Consider the following 18,166-nt stretch of genomic DNA (forward strand, 5'->3'; position numbering starts at 1 on the left):
AAAAAATCAACGATGTTTAATAAATTCATTCATAGACCAGTCTTGTCCATCGTCATCTCCTTGATTATTGTATTTCTTGGTGTATTATCGATGCTCAAACTGCCCATCACACAGTTTCCTTCCATCTCACCTCCTAAAGTAAATATTACTGCGGAGTACCCTGGGGCAAATGGTGAGTTGATGGTCAAATCAGTCCTTATCCCCCTTGAGCGCGCGATCAACGGTGTACCAGGTATGAAATACATTACCTCAGATGCAGGTAATGACGGTGAAGCCTCGATTCAAGTTATCTTCAACTTAGGAACGGACCCCAATCTTGCGGCCGTAAATGTTCAAAATAGAGTTTCTTCTGTGATCAACAAACTGCCGCCTTTAGTCGTGCGGGAAGGGGTGAAAATCACCAGAGAAGAATCTAACATGCTGGTATACGTCAACTTATTCAGTAAAGATCCCAAAGCAGATCAAAACTTTCTCTTCAACTACGGTGATATCAATATTTTATCCGAGCTGAAACGTATTGACGGTGTTGGTGTTGCCGATATTCTAGGTAACAGAGAATATGCCATGCGTATTTGGTTAAAACCAGATCGCATGCTGGCTTACAAAATATCTGCTGATGAGGTGTTAAAAGCTCTTGATGAACAAAGTTTAGAAGCCTCTCCTGGTAAAACGGGCGAAAGTTCGGGCAAAAGATCTCAAGCATTTGAATATGTCCTTAAATATCCAGGTCGTTTCAATACCAAAGAGGGTTATGAAAACATCATACTGAAATCAAATCCTAGTGGTGAAGTACTGCGCGTAAAAGATGTGGCAGATGTCGAATTTGGAAGCTCCATGTATGATATCTACTCTACCCTTAACGGGAGACCATCTGCGGCCATCGTGATCAAGCAATCTTACGGCAGTAATGCCAGTGATGTCATTAAAAATATCAAAAGCAAATTGGCGGAGATCAAAGCGACCAGCTTTCCCAAAGGAATGGATTATGAGATCAGTTATGACGTATCTAAGTTTCTGGATGCGTCGATCGAAAAAGTAATCCATACACTGCTCGAGGCCTTTGTACTGGTGGGTATTGTGGTATTTCTATTTTTAGGCGATTGGCGATCTACCCTGATCCCCGCTATGGCAGTGCCCGTATCATTGATCGGTACATTTGCCTTTATGTCCGTATTTGGGATTACACTCAACCTCATCACCCTCTTTGCATTAGTGATGGCCATCGGGGTCGTGGTGGATGACGCCATTGTGGTCATCGAAGCGGTCCATGCCAAGATGGAGGAAAAAAATCTTTCACCTTTAAAAGCGACCGAAGAGGCGATGCATGAGATTAGTGGCGCGATCATCGCCATTACACTGGTCATGGCAGCTGTGTTTATCCCAGTAGCATTTATGTCGGGGCCTGTCGGTATCTTTTACAAGCAGTTTTCCATCACCATGGCAACAGCCATTATTCTATCTGGTGTAGTCGCACTGACCCTTACTCCAGCATTATGTGCCATGATCCTGAAAAATGAGCATGGAAAACCGAAGAAAAAAACATTGCTCAATAAGTTCTTGACAAGCTTTAACAACCTCTTTACTACAGGAGCCAATCGCTATCAAAACTTATTGAGTAAAATCGTCAATAAACGATTGGTCACCTTTGTGCTTTTAGCAGCCTTCTGTTCCGCCATCTTCTTTTTAAACAACAGCCTGCCATCGGGATTTATTCCCAATGAAGATCAAGGGATGTTTTATGCAATCATCCAAACGCCTCCCGGGTCAACACTAGAACGGACGAATCAAATTGCAGAGAAACTTCAGTCGATCGCCATGAATATCGATGGTGTAAAGTCTGTATCGTCATTAGCGGGTTATGAAATTCTAACTGAAGGTACCGGAGCTAACACTGGAACCTGCTTGATCAACTTAAAAAGTTGGGAAGATCGCAAAAACTCCGTTCAGGATGTGATGCACGAACTAGAAGAAAAGTCAAAAGATATTACCGGTGCCACCATTGAATTTTTTGGTCCTCCGGCAGTACCCGGATACGGTGCAGCAGGTGGTTTTGAATTACGCCTTTTAGATAAAGCAGGATCAGGTGATTTCAAAAAAATGGAGACCGTAAGTAAAGATCTCGTCAAAGAGCTGAGCAAACGCCCAGAGCTAGCATCTGTATTTACATTTTACAGCGCTAGTTTCCCACAATTTATGTTGCATATCGACAACGAAAAAGCCGAACAAAAAGGAGTTACGATTGACAATGCGATGAGTACTTTATCCACATTGGTAGGAAGTAACTACGAAACCAGTTTTATTAAATATGATCGGCAGTATAAAGTCATGGTACAGGCGTTACCGCAATATCGTGCGCAACCGGACGATATACTCAAACTATACGTGAAAAATAATAGGGATGAGATGGTACCATATGCGGCATTTATGACTCTGGAAAAAGTATATGGTCTTTCCGAAATCACACGACACAATATGTATAACTCTTCGGAGATAAGTGGTTCTTCGGCTCCAGGATATAGCAGTGGCGAAGCGATTAAAGCGGTTACAGAGGTAGCCAAAGCAACATTGCCGAGAGGGTATGGTATTGAATGGGCAGGTATTTCTAAAGATGAAGTTTCCCGAGGTAATGAAGCCATCTACATCTTTTTGATCTGTTTGACCTTCGTATACATGATATTAGCCGCCCAATATGAAAGCTTTGTATTGCCACTAGCCGTAGTACTTTCGTTGCCTGCAGGTATTTTTGGAGCATTCCTACTGCTCAAAGTATTGGGTCTAGAAAATAATATTTATGCTCAGGTCGCCATGGTTATGCTTATCGGACTGCTCGGGAAGAATGCGGTATTGATTATCGAATTTGCCGTACAAAAACACCATGCCGGTAGCTCTGTACTTGATGCTGCCATTGAAGGTGCAGGTGTACGATTCCGTCCTATCTTGATGACTTCTTTTGCCTTTATTGCGGGTTTAGTACCATTGGCATTTGCAACCGGGCCAGGTGCTATCGGCAACAGGACCATCGGAAGTGCGGCAGCTGGTGGTATGTTAATCGGTACCGTATTTGGATTACTGATTATACCGGGACTGTATTATATTTTTGGAAAGATAGCATCCAGAAGCAAATTGGCAAGTTACGAAAACGAGAATCCTTTATCAGAAGAAATCGATCATCATGAATAATATCAAGATAAAAAAATGGATTGGAATAGGCTTGATCTGCGTTTCAGTAGTAAGCTGTAAAGTGCCGTCCGTTCCCATCATTAAAGAAAACAAAATCGTGCCTGTTGCTTATAATGACAGCACAACGACAGCTTTAAAAGACAGCACGAATATGGTCGTCACGCCTTGGCGTGACTTCTTCTCCGATCATTATCTCAGCAGCTTGATCGATACCGCTTTGAAAAACAATCAAGAGCTTATGATCACCTTGCAGGAGATCGAGATTGCGAAAAGTGAAGTTCGTTTTAAACAAGGTCAGTTATTGCCGACAGTAGATGCCAAAATTGGCGCCGGAGTTGAAAAAGTAGGACGCTATACCAGTCAAGGTGCGGGGGATGCGAGTACTGATATCGCTCCAGGGAAGAAATTTCCAGATCCGCTGATGAATTACGAGGCTGCACTGACAGGTAACTGGGAGATCGATATTTGGGGCAAACTCCATGATCAAAAGAAAGCAGCCATAGCCCGCTATCTCTCCACGATGGAAGGGAAGAATTTTGTCTTGACCAATCTGGTTGCCGAGGTTGCTAACAGTTATTACGAACTATTAGCCTTGGATAACCAACTCGATGTGGTACAAGAAACCATCAAATTGCAACAGAATGCGCTTGAGGTGATCAAAGCACAAAAAGAGGCAGCTCGATCTACGGAATTGGCGGTACAAAAATTCAAAGCTGAAATGCTCAATTCGCAAAGCTTGGCTTATGAGATTAAACAGGATATCCAAGAAACGGAGAATCGGATCAATCTTTTATTGGGTAGATACGCTCAAACGATTCCACGGGACAAAAATAGCTTTTTGACAATGGTATCACCTGCAGTTCATAGTGGTATCCCTTCACAGTTATTGGCAAATAGAGCGGATATCAGAAAGGCTGAGCTGGATTTAGCTGCTGCAAAATTAGATGTCAAAGTAGCACGTGCCGAATTTTATCCTTCTTTCAACATCTCGGCAACTTTGGGTTTAGAGGCTTTCAAGCCCTCTTACTTTGTAAAGATGCCAGAGTCGATGTTATACTCGCTTGCGGGAGAACTTGCTACTCCATTAATAAATAAAAATGGTATAAAAGCTGAATTTAGTAAAGCAAGCGCACTCCAGTTGAAAGCGATGTACAACTATCAGCAAACCATATTGAGTGCATATGCCGAGGTGTCAAACAACCTATCGAAGATCAGCAATCTGCAAAAAAGTTATGATCTCAAATCGCAACAGGTAGAAGCTTTGACCAAGTCAAATGATATCTCCAATGATCTGTTCAAGTCTGCTCGAGTTGATTACTTTGAGGTACTCATGACACAGCGGGATGCTTTGGAAGCAAAATTAGAACTGATCAAAACGAAAAAAGATCAGTTGAATACCGTAGCCATTACCTACCGTGACCTCGGAGGTGGTTGGAAGTAAAGGGGCTGAGTGATTAAAATGCGCTTACCAGATGGTAAGCGCATTTTATGGTTATAGGGCATGTTTAGCCAAATTGTCCAGATCCAACTTCTCCTTGATTTATAATGGTTTTACAGGAATACAAATTTCCATTATAAATTTCTCCTCAGGATGTTGCTTATAATCATTATGATAAATTTCATAAGGACTAGCTTCTCTTGGTTGGTAGCCACTTTCAGATAACCATGAATACATGGTGTTCCAAGCTTTTTCAAATTCTGAAAGAGTAATTTCGAAGTAGCCAACAGCATACTTACCTTCGCCAATATGCGATTTTCTTATTTCACCCTCTACTTGTACATCTCCCTCCACTACTAAACAAGCATCATTACGCATTTTGTTAATTTCGGTAATCGAAGGATCATCGTGATAGACTGTTAATACTTTTGTTCTTGTATTTAGCAATCCACGAGGAGCAGCCCATTGGAATAGTTTTCCGTAAGCCAGCCCAATTTGGTTGAATGCACCAATGCGGCGATAGCAAATAAGATTCATGACAGGCATTTGTTTAATCTCGATTTTAGTGTCCATAATTATTAATTGTTTTAGTTCGACACTGCAAAATTCATTATTTATCAGCTGCATATGTTTACCAATCTTGCTAACCGCTTTGCCATTCTTGCTATATCGGATACCACCTCTGCCAAAAATACCCTTAGATTCCTTTCTAAACTCTTTTGCACTCATATCGAAATATCTTTTGAAAGCCCTACTAAATGAAGATATACTTTCAAAACCGCATTTAAAAGCTATGTCACTTATACTAGGTTTAGAATCATTTTGAAGTAAACGAGCAGCTTTCTCTAATCGTATACGTGAAACATAATTATTCGGTGTTTCGCCGACCATAAATGTGAATATTCTATGAAAGTGATATGGTGAAAAAAAAGCGACATGTGCCAGTACTGATAAATCAATAGGCTTATCTAAATTTTCGTTAATATAGTCCAGCACTCGAATTATACGATTAGTGTATTCTTGTCTGCTTAATTCATGAGCGTTCATTTGAGCAAATATCGTGAATGTAATTTGTAGACTATTTGCACTTCTTGCTAAAATACTTGTTTTATTCTCTTTCTAGACACTAAAATCTACTTAGATACTCACAGATGTCAACGTCAATAATAAAACGTCACAAACAATTTTTCAAACATTAAAAGTAAAAAACAGTTTATATTAAAAACTACCGATAGATTTTAAACAATAGGTGTTATGTGGAAAAAGTACAATATAAATGTGATCTTGTTTGTCTGTATACTAGCAAGTTGCAAAAATGTAAAAAATGATGCAGACACCCTATATTATGGTGGCCCCATATTAACGATGGAAGATACTATTCCTCAAGTGGAAGCATTAGCTGTAAAAGATGGAAAGATACTTTTTGCGGGAACGAAAAAAGAAGCTATGAAATACGTTGGCTCCAACACGAATGAAATCAATTTGGAAAATAAAACGCTCATGCCTGGTTTTATTGATGTACATAGTCATATCACTTCGCGTGCCGGTATGTCGCAAGCGGTAGATCTTTCTCCCAGCCCATACGGCAAGGTAAATAGTATAGCGGACTTACAAACGACATTGCGAGACTATATCAGTAAGCATCAATTGGATGCAACGACTCCTGTGTTGGGTAATGGTTATGATGATGCCATCATGACCGAGCATCACCATCCTACGCGTGAAGAGCTCGACGCTGTCAGCAATTCAAATCCAATTATCGTTATCCATACTTCTGGTCATGCGAGTGTGATCAACACGGCGATGTTCAAACTATTACAGATCCCGGAAGATGTAAAAGATCCACAAGGAGGTCATTACGGCCGCGATCCAAAAACCAAGCGCTTAAATGGAAAACTGGAAGAAAATGCAAGTTTTACCGCGTTGATGAAACTAACGGCATTACTTCCCAAACCTCCTGAAACAGATAGCCTCTCGCAATCAATGAAAGATTTTCTGACTGCTCAAGATGAATGGTTTAGTTATGGGCAGACTACGGTTTGCGATGGAAGAACCATGGGGGTAGGACTTAGTTTGCTCCGCGAAGCGGCGGCGAAAAAATTAATCAAAGCAGATATTGTCTATTTCCCCGATTTTGAAGCAAACAAAAAGGAATGGCAATCGTTTTTACCGCATTATATGAAGTATGAAAACAGGCTCAAATTTGGTGGGTTCAAATTCTCGGATGACGGCTCGCCACAAGGAAAGACAGCTTGGTTGACGCAACCCTATCTCGTTCCTCCAGAGGGACAAAGCAAAGATTATAAAGGCTTTCCAATATTTACAGATGAAGTGCTCTACGCAGATTTAAAAACAATTTTTTTAAAAAATATAACGGCTCAACTCCATGTCAATGGAGATGCCGCAATTGATCAAGCATTGCGTGTCATCGGAAAATTAAAACAAGAAGGAATCTACAAACCTGAACTTCGAGCAACCCTCATTCATGTGCAAAATAGTAGACCAGACCATATTGCTAAAATTAAAGAAATTGGCGTAATACCCTCTTATTTTTCGGCACATACCTATCTATGGGGTGACTGGCACTACAATAGTGTTTTTGGTCCAACGAGAGCAGCATTCATAAGTCCTGCAAAAGCGGCTAAAGATGCTGGAATTACATTTACCATCCATCATGATGCTCCTGTTACGCCGCCAGATTTGATCACTGGTGTATATGCTGCGGTGAGTAGAATAACACGTTCGGGTATGGTACTCGGTCCAGATCAACGTATACCCGTGATCGATGCGCTAAAAGCGATCACCATCAATGCTGCATATCAATACCAAGAGGAAGATACCAAAGGTTCTTTAAAAGTTGGCAAGATCGCTGACTTGGTGATACTCAATAAGGATCCATTAACCATAGATCCAAAAGAGCTGAGGTCAATACAGGTGCAAGAAACAATCAAGGATGGTAAAACAGTATTTAAAAGATAGCTACCATAACAACTAGCTATAGGATCATAAAGCGAAAGAGGGTGTAATAAAATAAACCCTCTTTTTGTAGCCTAAGTCTATCATCTTTTATCTATACTCATATAAGCAGTCATGTTAAATATTCATATAGAACTATATTTAAATTTCCATCTTAAGACCATCAAAATAAATTTATGGAGAAATAATCGCCAAATAATCATTATATTGAGTTCTTTGTTTTTCTCATAGCGAACAATATATAAACCAATACATGATGGCTGACTTCAATCTAAACCGCAGAAAATTCATTCAAAGCACGAGCGCAGTTTTAACATTGTCTGCCTTGCAAGCTAAAGGACTAGCTTTTACTCGTCAAAATAAAAACATGCGCGTAGGACTAATTGGCACAGGTTGGTATGGCAAAAGTGATCTTTTTAGACTTATGCAAGTCCATGATATTGATGTAGTTGCCTTGTGTGATGTCGACAGCAGACATCTACAAGAAGCAGGAAGATTGATCAGTGAGCGCCAAATATCACGAAAGGTTCCAAAGCTTTATAATGATTATAGGAAAATGCTTGCAGAAAATCAGTTGGATCTTGTGCTGATCGGCACGCCAGATCACTGGCATGCCAGACAAGCGATTGATGCCATGCGGTCGGGAGCCCATCTCTATCTCCAAAAACCGGTCAGCATCGATGTCCTAGAAGGTGAAGCGATCCTCCGTACAGCAAGAAAATATAATAAAAAGGTGCAGGTAGGTACACAGCGACGAAGCACTGCCCATCTCATTGATGCAAAAAATCGGATCCTAGATCAGGGATTACTCGGTAAAATATCACATGTCGAGATGTGCTGTTACTACCATATGCGTAAAAATGGCAATCCACCATTAGAAACTATTCCAGATTTCCTTGATTATGAGATGTGGACTGGTCCTGCTCCTTTACGTCCATATGACGGTTTGCCACACGGTGGATGGTGGCGAACATTCATGGAATATGGAAATGGTATCACCGGTGATATGGGCATGCACATGTTTGATACTGTCCGTTGGCTATTGCAACTCAAATGGCCTAAAAAGATCAGTGCAACAGGAGGAATTTACGTTCAGAAAGAAGGGAAATCCAATATCGCGGATACACAGACGGCAGTATTTGAATATGATGATCTAAACTGTATATGGCAACATCGAACTTGGGGAACACCTGCAGATCCAGAATATCCGTGGGCATTTATTATCTATGGAGATAAAGGGACGCTAAAAGGAAGTGTCATGAAATATGAATTTATTCCAGTTGGTAAAGGAGAGCGCATTGGTATGGATGTCGTTTTTGAGAAAGAAAAATTTCCAGCAGATCTCAATGAACCCGGAATCGAACTGCACACCGCTCCTGCTACACGCCAACATATGCTCAATCTTTTATCTGCGATTAAAAATGACCATCTCCCAGTGGCAGATATAGAAGAGGGACATATCTCAACGGCAAGCTGCATACTGGCAAACCTATCCATGTTATTGAATAGACCATTAGTCTATGATCCTATTAAAAAAATATGTGTTGATGATCCGGAAGCCACCAAATTATTAAGAAGGACTTATCGGGCACCTTGGCAACATCCGTTTTTGGGTTAATTAAATTAGTATAAAAGTATTTAGTCTTTGATTTTCGAAGTTTGACTTTTGATTTAAGTCATTCATATATTTTTCCTTATGACAAGAATTTTAAAAAATATACCTAGTTTTGCGACTTCCATTTTTTTAAATATTTTTAATGAAAAGAACATTACTATCATTAGCCGCAACATTATGTGTCATTGTAAGCGCAAAAGCACAAACCTCTTATGGACTAAAAGCCGGTCTAAATTTTGCAAAAGTTAAGACAACTAAAAGTAATACTTCATTTACAACTGATGCCGCAACCACATTTTATGTGACTGGTTATGCTGATCTACCTGTTTCGAATAACCTAAGTGTACAGCCCGGAATCTCTCTACAAGGTAAAGGTGGCGCCATTTCAGAAGCATATACAGATGAAAAAACGAAAGATAACTTGATGTATATTGAAGTACCTGTAAATTTTGTCTATTCAATTCCTACAGGAAATACGGGTAACATATTTTTAGGTGTTGGTCCTTATGCTGGCTTTGGCATCCATACAAAAACCACACAAGGGAACTTTAGTGAGAGTCGTAGTTTTAGTGATGCTGGCTTAAAAAGCTTTGCAGCGGGTCTTAACTTTTTAACAGGATTTAAATTCGCTAATGGATTCTTGATCAACGGTGGATATGATCTAGGATTGACCAATATCTGGAAAGATTCTGGAGGTGCTTCCGCTAAAAATCGTGTATTTTCTGTAGGAGTTGGTTTCCAATTCTAATTCTAAAAATACCTTACCAAAAGAAATCAATAGCGCCCGAAATATATACATTTTGTGTCACGTAGATAGAAAGCTTAATATTCAATACAAGAGGCCGCATGAAAGAATGCGGCCTCTTGTATTTACCATGGTATGATCCATTTTAACGAACGAAATATAGCAATCCATGTTTTATAATTCACGCTAATTTTTAACCCTATACGCTACTGATTTTATTTTCATCTTTTATGTCTATACATTCTTTTGTGCAATAGCTTTGTTTACAAACTAATCTTTTGGATACCGGATTTAAGTTGCAAATGTTTTCCTTTCCAATAAAATTTTCCTGTGAGTCCAACCGGTAGTTCCACATCACCATAAACCTTTCCATTATTAAGATGTGTTAAATTCACTTTAATCGTGCCAAGAGGATGAGGCATACTTCCTTTGATCTCCCTTAGATTGCCAAAAGCGGGGCTAATATCTACGGTTGAAAATCCTTGTGAAGAAGGCATAATACCACAAATAGTGGCTAAAAAATCATAATTAGGACTGGAGCTCCAAGCATGGCAGTCAGAACGAGTAGGATCGGGATTTTCCGAAAATGTCGACAATCCTAAAGCTAACATATCTTTCCAAGGCTCCAATTGATCGGTATAACTATCCGACATGCCTACTTTCTTTAATGCTCTAATCAGATAAAAGCGATAGTAAAAAGTAACTTCACTTAGCTCTTTGTCACTTAATACTTTAAGCATTAATTTCTTTTGCTCATTAGCAGGGACAGCATCACTCAATATCGCTAATATATTGGTATGTTGAGAGTATTCTTCTTGTTCAGGAGTGTCAGCCATCAAACCTTTACTTTTATTGAAACTTGACGCATAAGCAGCTTTCACAATCTTATTCGCGATCTCTTTATATTGAGTTGCTATTTGTGTTTTACCAAAATATTGAAATACTTCTGCAGCTTCCCTTAATGTGATGGCATAATGCATGGATATAATCGTGCTATTACCATCTTCTGCTCCTGCTGGAACACCATTTTTAAATGCCGTATTCCAGTCGGTAAAATTCCACCATTCCATAGGTCCTAACAAAGATTTGTCCTTATCCAAGCGTTTTTCATACCATTCTAAAATACCTTGTGCAGCATGTAGATACTTTGCTAAAAAGGCATCATCTTTTCGATGCATCCAATAATCATACAGCATACTTACCCAATATAAACCGTAAGTAGGAATGACTTGAATCCTATTGCTAGGATAGCGTCCTTGGGGCAGCCCGTCAGCAACGATAGATAAGTAAAAATCTTGAATAGCCTTACGCATTAATCGATCATCACCACTGACATATAAAGATATCAAGGATTGGATTCTGGAATCTCCCGCATATTGCAATTGCTCATAATAAGGACAGTCATAATATAAGTCTGCGGCACAAAGACGAGCTGTATGCCAGCCTACCTTCCAGATCTCTTTTAAGGAGGAGTCATTACTTTCAAAAGATGCTTTTTCTACTAAAGGATAACCTTCACGCATCATGACAATTTCATGTACCGTTAGGGGTTCACTTTTTGTTTCTATATCCAACTGTACATAACGTAGTGTGCGCAGCCACAATGGGGTAAAAATTCTGTTTTTTGCACCATCAGATTCATAGATATCATAATTTCCTAAAATATCTTTACCTTCTATTTCGTTTCTATTGCCTTTAATACCATCTTTAAATAAAGCCTCTGCATAGGTAATCTTAACGGTGGATGCTTTTCCCTCAGAAAACGTAAAGCTAGGGTATCCAACTATCAGATGGCTCTGATCGAGCAAAACGGACACTTTACTGTGCGCAGGTATGACCAAGGGATTATCTTTATTTACAATTTTACTGATCAACCTATTATCGGAAATTCTTCTGATATGATTGATTTCTTCTTTTTGTGTTTCTAACAAAGGTATGCTCCTAGGCACCAAATTCCATAAATTGTCTGTTCCGTGACCACTGGGTACTGCGGGGAATAAATTTTTGGCATTTTCCCAATCCTCATCATTGTAATGTTGCTGCTCCCAATTCCAAGGGTACAAACTGGCATTCAACTGATCGCCAGGACCCACTACCATATACGTTTGCATGCGTTCTGAATTGTCGGTTGAACACGGTTGATATGCCTTGTTTTTGGTCGTTTTCCAGGAATTATTGGTGTTTATAAACTCATTTTTCTCTTCATCTGCCTGTACCACTAAGCCCAATTGATTTGATATTTGGGCTACAGGAGATAGATCGCCCATGTTCCAAACCATCACAGCCAAACTATTGTCCCCTGCAACAAGGTAAGGGGCTAAATCTATACTATCAAAATACCAATTATACAAATCCCCTCTTGCAGGTCCAGCCAATATATAGTGACCATTGACATACAATTTATATCTATTATCAGCGGATAAATGGATAATAAATTGATCTGGCAATTGTGCTATATTAAAAGTTTTTCTAAAATGGTAAACACCGTAATCCCGGACAGCAGTTTCGGGATGGGATATCCAATAGGCACTCCAAGGGCCTTTGAGCAATTTAGGATTTACAGGTACACTTTGTGCGTGGCAAATGTGAATCCATTGCGTCAGAATAAATAAAATTATAAAAAGCCTTTTCATAAATAAAAATGTTATTTGCTATAAGTGGTAATCCATTGCATCATTTTTGTGCGAAATAATTCTTGCGATAATGCTGTTGCACCATGGCCACCATGATCGCCATTGGTCAATTCAACAAAATCAGTAGGCACTTTATTTTTTATTAATAGTTTATGCAATAGCTCCGACTGTCCAATAGGAACAATGTCATCCTTCGAACCATGTATAAGTAATGTAGGAATAAATTTACGGGTGTAGTAAGGGCTTGCATCTTTATATGCTTGATGCGAGCTCGACTCTACAAACGGTTTCCCTGTGATTAACGGAAGTAAGCCTCTTACATCTTCGGGTTTGGCTTTAGACATCGTCGGATCATTGTCCAATTTCACTGGTCCTGCAAATGAAACGACTGCGCTAAGATGATTTTTGACATCGTATTTATAAGCATACAATAAAGCTAAATGTCCACCAGCACTATTTCCCCACATAATCCAATTTTTAGTCCTGATATTCCATCCTTTTGCGTTTGATTCTACTGCTGCCACAGCAGCACTAACATCATTCATTATTTCTTTATAATGGATGCGGTCACTATTTGCTAGCCTATAATTTATATTAATAACATTGACGCCCAAAGGAAAGATCATGTCCTTAAAAAAATTAAAATCTACTTTGTCACCAGCCATCCAACCTCCACCGTGTATAAGAATTAATAAAGGCGTTTGCGCAGTCCTATTCTCCACTAAATAGACATCCATCATCTGTAAAGAATCATGACCATATGGATGGTTAAGGATTATTTTTTGCGGTGTATTCGTTTGTGCTGTACTTTTATGATTTGTTAAAAGAATAAAAAGAAAAATGAAAAAACAAAAGTTCTTTATTGTTGTCATGGCTAAAGCTTTTAAAGGGTCATTTGATGGAATGTTACGCTGTCCAAAGTAATATCTAATGGTTGATCAAAATCGACAATTCCTATTTTTTTAAGTTGATTTTCTAATTGACTCATATAGTAAAAGTAATAGCTTCTACGGTCGAATTTGGTCGGTCCATAGATGATTTTATGCTCTTGAATCATTTGCTCACGGACTTTATTCTCCTCTTCCATAGCCTCCAACAGAGAGGCAAAATCAGCCTTTTCAAGGAGTCTGTTGTCGAGTGCGAGTTGTTTTATCCGCTGATCTTTTTGTATTAAATGCCATGCTGAATTACGTAAAAACTCAATAGGAACTTCCTGATCAAATTTAAGGTTCCAAAACCTCTGATCTACTTCTGCTTTATATTTTTGAAAAAAGTAATTCACTGTATTCGCTTTTTCCAGACTCATATAGAATTTTAGTTCTTCAGCAGAAATCGAACGCTCATTTATGCGTGCTATAGAAATAGTATTGTCCATAAATGTTTGATTTTTTTTGCATTGACAAGCAAAAAAAATCAAACAAAATGCAAGGAGTATATTATTCATGTGTAATGATTATTTTTCCTATTTGTGTTCCCCATCCTACAGGATCTTCTAGTTCAATTTTCAAATAATTGGTACCATTAGGTAAATCGGCTGCGGAAGTAATCGTTGAGGATGTCCAGCCAGCTCCTGTAGCTACCGGATCAGAGAAACTCGTCTGCACTGCTGTCCATGAACTTCCATTTGTAGAGCGATAGACTTTTATTTTGGTTATATCAGCATCAAAAAGATAAACTTTCATTTCCAAAGACTGAAGTTGTACACCTTTATAAACCAATGTACCTTTACTATTATCGCTACGTGCTGCTCTGGAGTTGTCTTGATCAAAAAACTGAGGATTACTATTATCTAAAGTCATATTGGAACTTAGATCAAATAGTTTACTTGCGTCATTAAGATCATCGTTTATAGCCTGTATTGACGGCTGATTATCGTCGTCAAATTTTAAGGTTACTTTTCCTATTTGCGTGCCCCAACTATTAGGATCTTCTAATTCAATCTTTATATAATTAATATTTACCGGCAGATTGGCCGCAGAGCTGATAAGAGAAGTTTTCCAGCCATTGCTTGTCTCCACTAATGTACCGTAGTTACTGCTTATAGGAGTCCAGCTGGTACCATTAGAGGAACCGTAAACTTTAATTTTTGTAACGTCGGCATCAAAAAGGTAGGCTTTGATCTCGTAAGCTTTAATTTGATCCTTTTTATATACTAATGTAGCCTTAGTGCCGTCGGTACGTGTCAAACGAACGGGGTCACCTTCAAATAATTGAGGGTTAGAGTTGTCAAAAGTTGTGTTTGCACTAACTGAATATAATTTGCTAGCGTCATTCAAATGATCGACAAAATCTTGTTTGATTAATTCGGCGTCACCTTTGTATACAAAAAATGCTCCGATAGTTGGTTTCGCTAATTCGGAAATCGTATTTCCATAGAAATCTTGTCCACCATGATTCGGAAGATAGATACCCATGCCTAGCGCAGGAGAATTTTCCCCTAATTTATACCCATCTAAAGTTGTTCGCCCATTCCCTCCAGATCCAGGATTAACAAACTGGGGGTCAGCAGTTAGTTTATTAGCTTCCAAGGGCTCTGATGTTGGATGATTACCGTAATATAAATTATTTGAAAATGTGCCATTAGGGCCAGGAATTCTATAACCGCCAGATCCTAAATTGTAAACGATATTATTTTGAAAACTAAAGGGTTTGGTCATATCCATCTCCCAAGAATAATCTATAATTTTTGTATCTAAGCCATTCTTGATATAAAAAGTATTATTATAGATCTGCGTATTTGGCGCTATGCCCCCAGCAAAGCTTATTAAACTGGATTTATCGTTTTGACTAATATTATAACGAACTACCGCACCAGATGTTCCTACCAATGAGCTCGGGTCGCCGGCAGCACTTAATATTAATATAAACCCACCCTCATTGTCATGACTATAGTTATACTGCACAATATGATTAATGCCATCAATATCAACGTCGAATCCTTGACCATCTGCATTTCCAGGCAATTTTTTAGTATTAGCAGCCTCATTGAACTGAACGACGCAATTAGCACCTCTTGTGGCCCATATGGCGCAGGAGCCATTAAAGGCATTTTCAGCTGACTCGACATAAGAACCACATTTGTCCGCCAAATTATGTTCTAAAATAGCGCCATCACAGCCATACACCAAAATACCATCACTATCGATATCACGGACTGTATTTTGTCGAATGACAACTTGGGTACTCGCCTGCCCAGCACCATTCCAATATTGGTCCCAAACAACAATACCTGTACGACCGGCATTATAGACTAGATTACCTTCAATTCGAATTTGATCGAACTTATCCGTAGCACCAGAACCAAACACCACAGCAGCAATTCCTCCATTCATATGTGGAGATTTAGTGCCGTAAAAATGAAAACTCCCTGTCACATCATGAATGACATTATTCAGAATTTGAATATTGCTGACCAATGCGCGGTTTCTGTTTTCTATTAAAATTCCCCATCTATAGGTATTCGATCGTATTTCTGCTTTATTGGTAATTTCTAAATCACGGATAATCCAGTGGGATTGATTTTTTAAATGTACAGCAACACTATCAACACCGTTAGCATTGATCAATGGAGCACTGCCGGTACCATACGCACCTATTTCAATAGGTGCTTCTTGGCTACCACTACCACTAGGATAAAGTTGTCCATTCCAAATGCCCCCTCTTTTTAATAGTATTTTATCTCCAGGTTGAAATGTTGTTGCATTAACTTTATCAAAGTTTTTCCACGATTGAGATTCACTCGTCCCTGAAGATTCATTATTGCCGGATTCTGAGTCAATGTAATAGGTTGTATTTCCTGGTGAATCAACATACTGACTTAGAATGATTTCTTTACTGCAAGAAAAGCCGACAATGAGTATCATGCTTAAACAAAACATGAACCACTTACTTATATTTCCCGTTATCATATATTATATATTTTAATAGCTTGGATTTTGAACTAAATTTTTGTTTTTATTGATTTCAGTTAATGGTATTGGCATTAAATAGTGTTTGGGCAAGAAAACTTGTTTAGGAACATTTTTCAGTTCAAATACCTCATACTTTTTTTGACCGTTTTCTTCTGTAATTTTCATACCATGAAAATACTTGTTATTTAAGGTCTGCTCGGCTATTTTCCAGCGTCTAAGATCCCAAAAACGATGCCCTTCAAAAGCTAGTTCTACTTTCCTTTCTTGCATAATCCGAGTCAACATATCACTTTGGGATAAATTATTGGACAATGGAGGTAGTCCACCATGTAATTCACGTACTTTATTTATGGCGTCATAAATAGCTTGGTTGGGTCCTGTTACATGGTTTTGAGCTTCCGCAAAATTGAGCAGTACTTCACCTAGTCGAAGTTCTTTCCAACTAGTTCTGCTACCCCCAAATTTTAATTCTGAAAAAGGTAACGTTTCATCAATAAATTTACGAATATAATACCCTGTAATCGTTCTTTCATTCAGATTTAAGCCATCATCAGGCTGCAGATATCCAGTGTTAATTACTTTTCCTTTTAATGTAGATCCGTTGTATACAATACTCGCATAAAAACGCTTGTCTCTGTTTATATATGGGTTTTGTGCGTCATATCCGGACTGTTGGTCAGTGATCAATCGGCCATTCAGCATTTCGTAAGAATCTACCATTTCTTGTGTTGGCAATGTTTGAGAACCCCATCCATTATCGATACTTGGTGGCAAAAAAAGATTGTCAAAGGCATGACCTTTATTTGTGCCATTAAACATAACTTCAAAGATCACCTCATTATTTCCGCCATAGGACTGGAAAAGTTTGTTATAATCGGATTCTAAAGAATATGCTTTTCCTTCAATTACTTTAGCACTGAACAAGGCTGATTTTTCGTAACGTTCTGCAAAAAGTAAAACACGACCATTTAGGGCCCAGGCAGCTTCCTTTGTGGCTCTGCCTGATTGAGCAGTAGCTAATTGTGCTTTTGCTGGTAAGATATCAGCAATAGTACTCAATTCCTGATCAATAAAGTCGTAAACCTCCGCCTTGGAAATTCTTTTGACGTATAATGCTTCAAGATCATCAAAATTTTGAAGCTCCGTAATCAAAGGCACATCTCCGTATCTTCGAACAAGATCAAAGTATAAAAAGGCACGAACAAACCTTGCTTCTGCAGTTACTCTACTTTTAAATTCTTCTTTTAACGGGCTTTTACTTAATCCATCTATTAAATTATTGGCTGTTCTGATTCCTCGATAAGTCCTACCCCAAACATCCAAAGGGTTGTAGGTAGCGGCAATTATTCCAGGAATCATTACACTGTTATTTTCATTCCAGCTAGCTGGACTTCTTAACAAATCAGTACTTCCGTCTAAGATATCGGTGATACCTAATCCCGATAAGACCATATTTCCTTCGGACATATATAGTCCAAAACCTACCGGCATAAAGTCATATAGATTGCTTAAATATTTTAAAGACAGATTTTCATCTTTAAAGACCGCATCACTGGAAATAATATCTAGAGGTTCACGATTTAATAAGTCTTTATTACAAGATTCAAATGACAGCAACAAAGAGGCTATCAGTGGAATAAAGAGTATTTTTTTATATCTTTTCATAAT

General features: G+C 38.7%; 11 protein-coding genes. 5 read left to right on the forward strand and 6 right to left on the reverse strand.

Annotated elements, in window-relative coordinates; all coding sequences use genetic code 11:
- Window positions 1-12: 12 nt before the first annotated feature.
- Window positions 13-3,180, forward strand: a complete 3,168-nt coding sequence (locus tag C8N37_RS13105) for an efflux RND transporter permease subunit (protein ID WP_108159305.1) — start codon at window positions 13-15, stop codon at window positions 3,178-3,180.
- Entirely contained in the window at window positions 3,173-4,621 is a 1,449-nt protein-coding gene (locus tag C8N37_RS13110) for a TolC family protein (RefSeq protein WP_108159306.1), read from the forward strand. Before C8N37_RS13105 ends, C8N37_RS13110 begins: the two co-directional genes overlap by 8 nt.
- A gap of 99 nt (window positions 4,622-4,720) precedes the next feature.
- Here the strand turns inward: C8N37_RS13110 and C8N37_RS13115 are convergent, their stop codons facing one another.
- The gene (locus C8N37_RS13115) at window positions 4,721-5,665 is read right to left on the reverse strand and encodes an AraC family transcriptional regulator (RefSeq protein WP_108159307.1); all 945 of its coding nucleotides are present in this window, start codon (window positions 5,663-5,665) and stop codon (window positions 4,721-4,723) included.
- A gap of 207 nt (window positions 5,666-5,872) precedes the next feature.
- Between C8N37_RS13115 and C8N37_RS13120 the strand changes: the two genes are divergently transcribed.
- The 3 genes from C8N37_RS13120 (at window position 5,873) to C8N37_RS13130 (ending at window position 9,957) form a co-directional block, all read left to right on the forward strand.
- Window positions 5,873-7,597 (forward strand): amidohydrolase, encoded by a 1,725-nt coding sequence (locus C8N37_RS13120; protein WP_108159308.1) that lies wholly within the window; start codon window positions 5,873-5,875, stop codon window positions 7,595-7,597.
- A 250-nt stretch (window positions 7,598-7,847) separates the two neighbouring features.
- A complete protein-coding gene (locus tag C8N37_RS13125; RefSeq protein WP_244914423.1) occupies window positions 7,848-9,212 on the forward strand; it encodes a Gfo/Idh/MocA family protein in 1,365 nt (454 codons plus the stop codon).
- 139 nt (window positions 9,213-9,351) lie between these two features.
- The gene (locus C8N37_RS13130; protein ID WP_108159309.1) at window positions 9,352-9,957 is read left to right on the forward strand and encodes a porin family protein; all 606 of its coding nucleotides are present in this window, start codon (window positions 9,352-9,354) and stop codon (window positions 9,955-9,957) included.
- 260 nt (window positions 9,958-10,217) lie between these two features.
- Here the strand turns inward: C8N37_RS13130 and C8N37_RS13135 are convergent, their stop codons facing one another.
- The 5 genes from C8N37_RS13135 to C8N37_RS13155 all read right to left on the reverse strand — a co-directional run bounded on the left by C8N37_RS13135 (window position 10,218) and on the right by C8N37_RS13155 (window position 18,163).
- Window positions 10,218-12,587, reverse strand: a complete 2,370-nt coding sequence (locus C8N37_RS13135) for an alpha-L-rhamnosidase-related protein (RefSeq protein ID WP_108159310.1) — start codon at window positions 12,585-12,587, stop codon at window positions 10,218-10,220.
- 11 nt (window positions 12,588-12,598) lie between these two features.
- A complete protein-coding gene (locus C8N37_RS13140; protein WP_108159311.1) occupies window positions 12,599-13,459 on the reverse strand; it encodes an alpha/beta hydrolase in 861 nt (286 codons plus the stop codon).
- A gap of 11 nt (window positions 13,460-13,470) precedes the next feature.
- Complete coding sequence (locus tag C8N37_RS13145) at window positions 13,471-13,962, reverse strand: hypothetical protein (protein ID WP_146171066.1); 492 nt, start codon at window positions 13,960-13,962, stop codon at window positions 13,471-13,473.
- A gap of 61 nt (window positions 13,963-14,023) precedes the next feature.
- Window positions 14,024-16,450 (reverse strand): right-handed parallel beta-helix repeat-containing protein, encoded by a 2,427-nt coding sequence (locus C8N37_RS13150; protein WP_211322254.1) that lies wholly within the window; start codon window positions 16,448-16,450, stop codon window positions 14,024-14,026.
- A gap of 57 nt (window positions 16,451-16,507) precedes the next feature.
- Window positions 16,508-18,163 carry a RagB/SusD family nutrient uptake outer membrane protein gene (locus C8N37_RS13155; RefSeq protein WP_108159313.1) on the reverse strand — a complete coding sequence of 552 codons (1,656 nt, stop codon included), beginning with the start codon at window positions 18,161-18,163 and terminating at the stop codon, window positions 16,508-16,510.
- Window positions 18,164-18,166 lie beyond the last annotated feature (3 nt).

Source organism: Sphingobacterium faecium (genome assembly GCF_003054045.1).
Classification (GTDB): domain Bacteria; phylum Bacteroidota; class Bacteroidia; order Sphingobacteriales; family Sphingobacteriaceae; genus Sphingobacterium; species Sphingobacterium faecium.

Coding starts and splice junctions, on each gene's coding strand:
- C8N37_RS13105 (WP_108159305.1), top strand. CDS start 13: ATGTTTAATAAATTCATTCATAGACCAGTCTTGTCCATCGTCATCTCC.
- C8N37_RS13110 (WP_108159306.1), top strand. CDS start 3,173: ATGAATAATATCAAGATAAAAAAATGGATTGGAATAGGCTTGATCTGC.
- C8N37_RS13115 (WP_108159307.1), bottom strand. CDS start 5,665: ATGAACGCTCATGAATTAAGCAGACAAGAATACACTAATCGTATAATT.
- C8N37_RS13120 (WP_108159308.1), top strand. CDS start 5,873: ATGTGGAAAAAGTACAATATAAATGTGATCTTGTTTGTCTGTATACTA.
- C8N37_RS13125 (WP_244914423.1), top strand. CDS start 7,848: ATGATGGCTGACTTCAATCTAAACCGCAGAAAATTCATTCAAAGCACG.
- C8N37_RS13130 (WP_108159309.1), top strand. CDS start 9,352: ATGAAAAGAACATTACTATCATTAGCCGCAACATTATGTGTCATTGTA.
- C8N37_RS13135 (WP_108159310.1), bottom strand. CDS start 12,587: ATGAAAAGGCTTTTTATAATTTTATTTATTCTGACGCAATGGATTCAC.
- C8N37_RS13140 (WP_108159311.1), bottom strand. CDS start 13,459: ATGACAACAATAAAGAACTTTTGTTTTTTCATTTTTCTTTTTATTCTT.
- C8N37_RS13145 (WP_146171066.1), bottom strand. CDS start 13,962: ATGGACAATACTATTTCTATAGCACGCATAAATGAGCGTTCGATTTCT.
- C8N37_RS13150 (WP_211322254.1), bottom strand. CDS start 16,450: ATGATACTCATTGTCGGCTTTTCTTGCAGTAAAGAAATCATTCTAAGT.
- C8N37_RS13155 (WP_108159313.1), bottom strand. CDS start 18,163: ATGAAAAGATATAAAAAAATACTCTTTATTCCACTGATAGCCTCTTTG.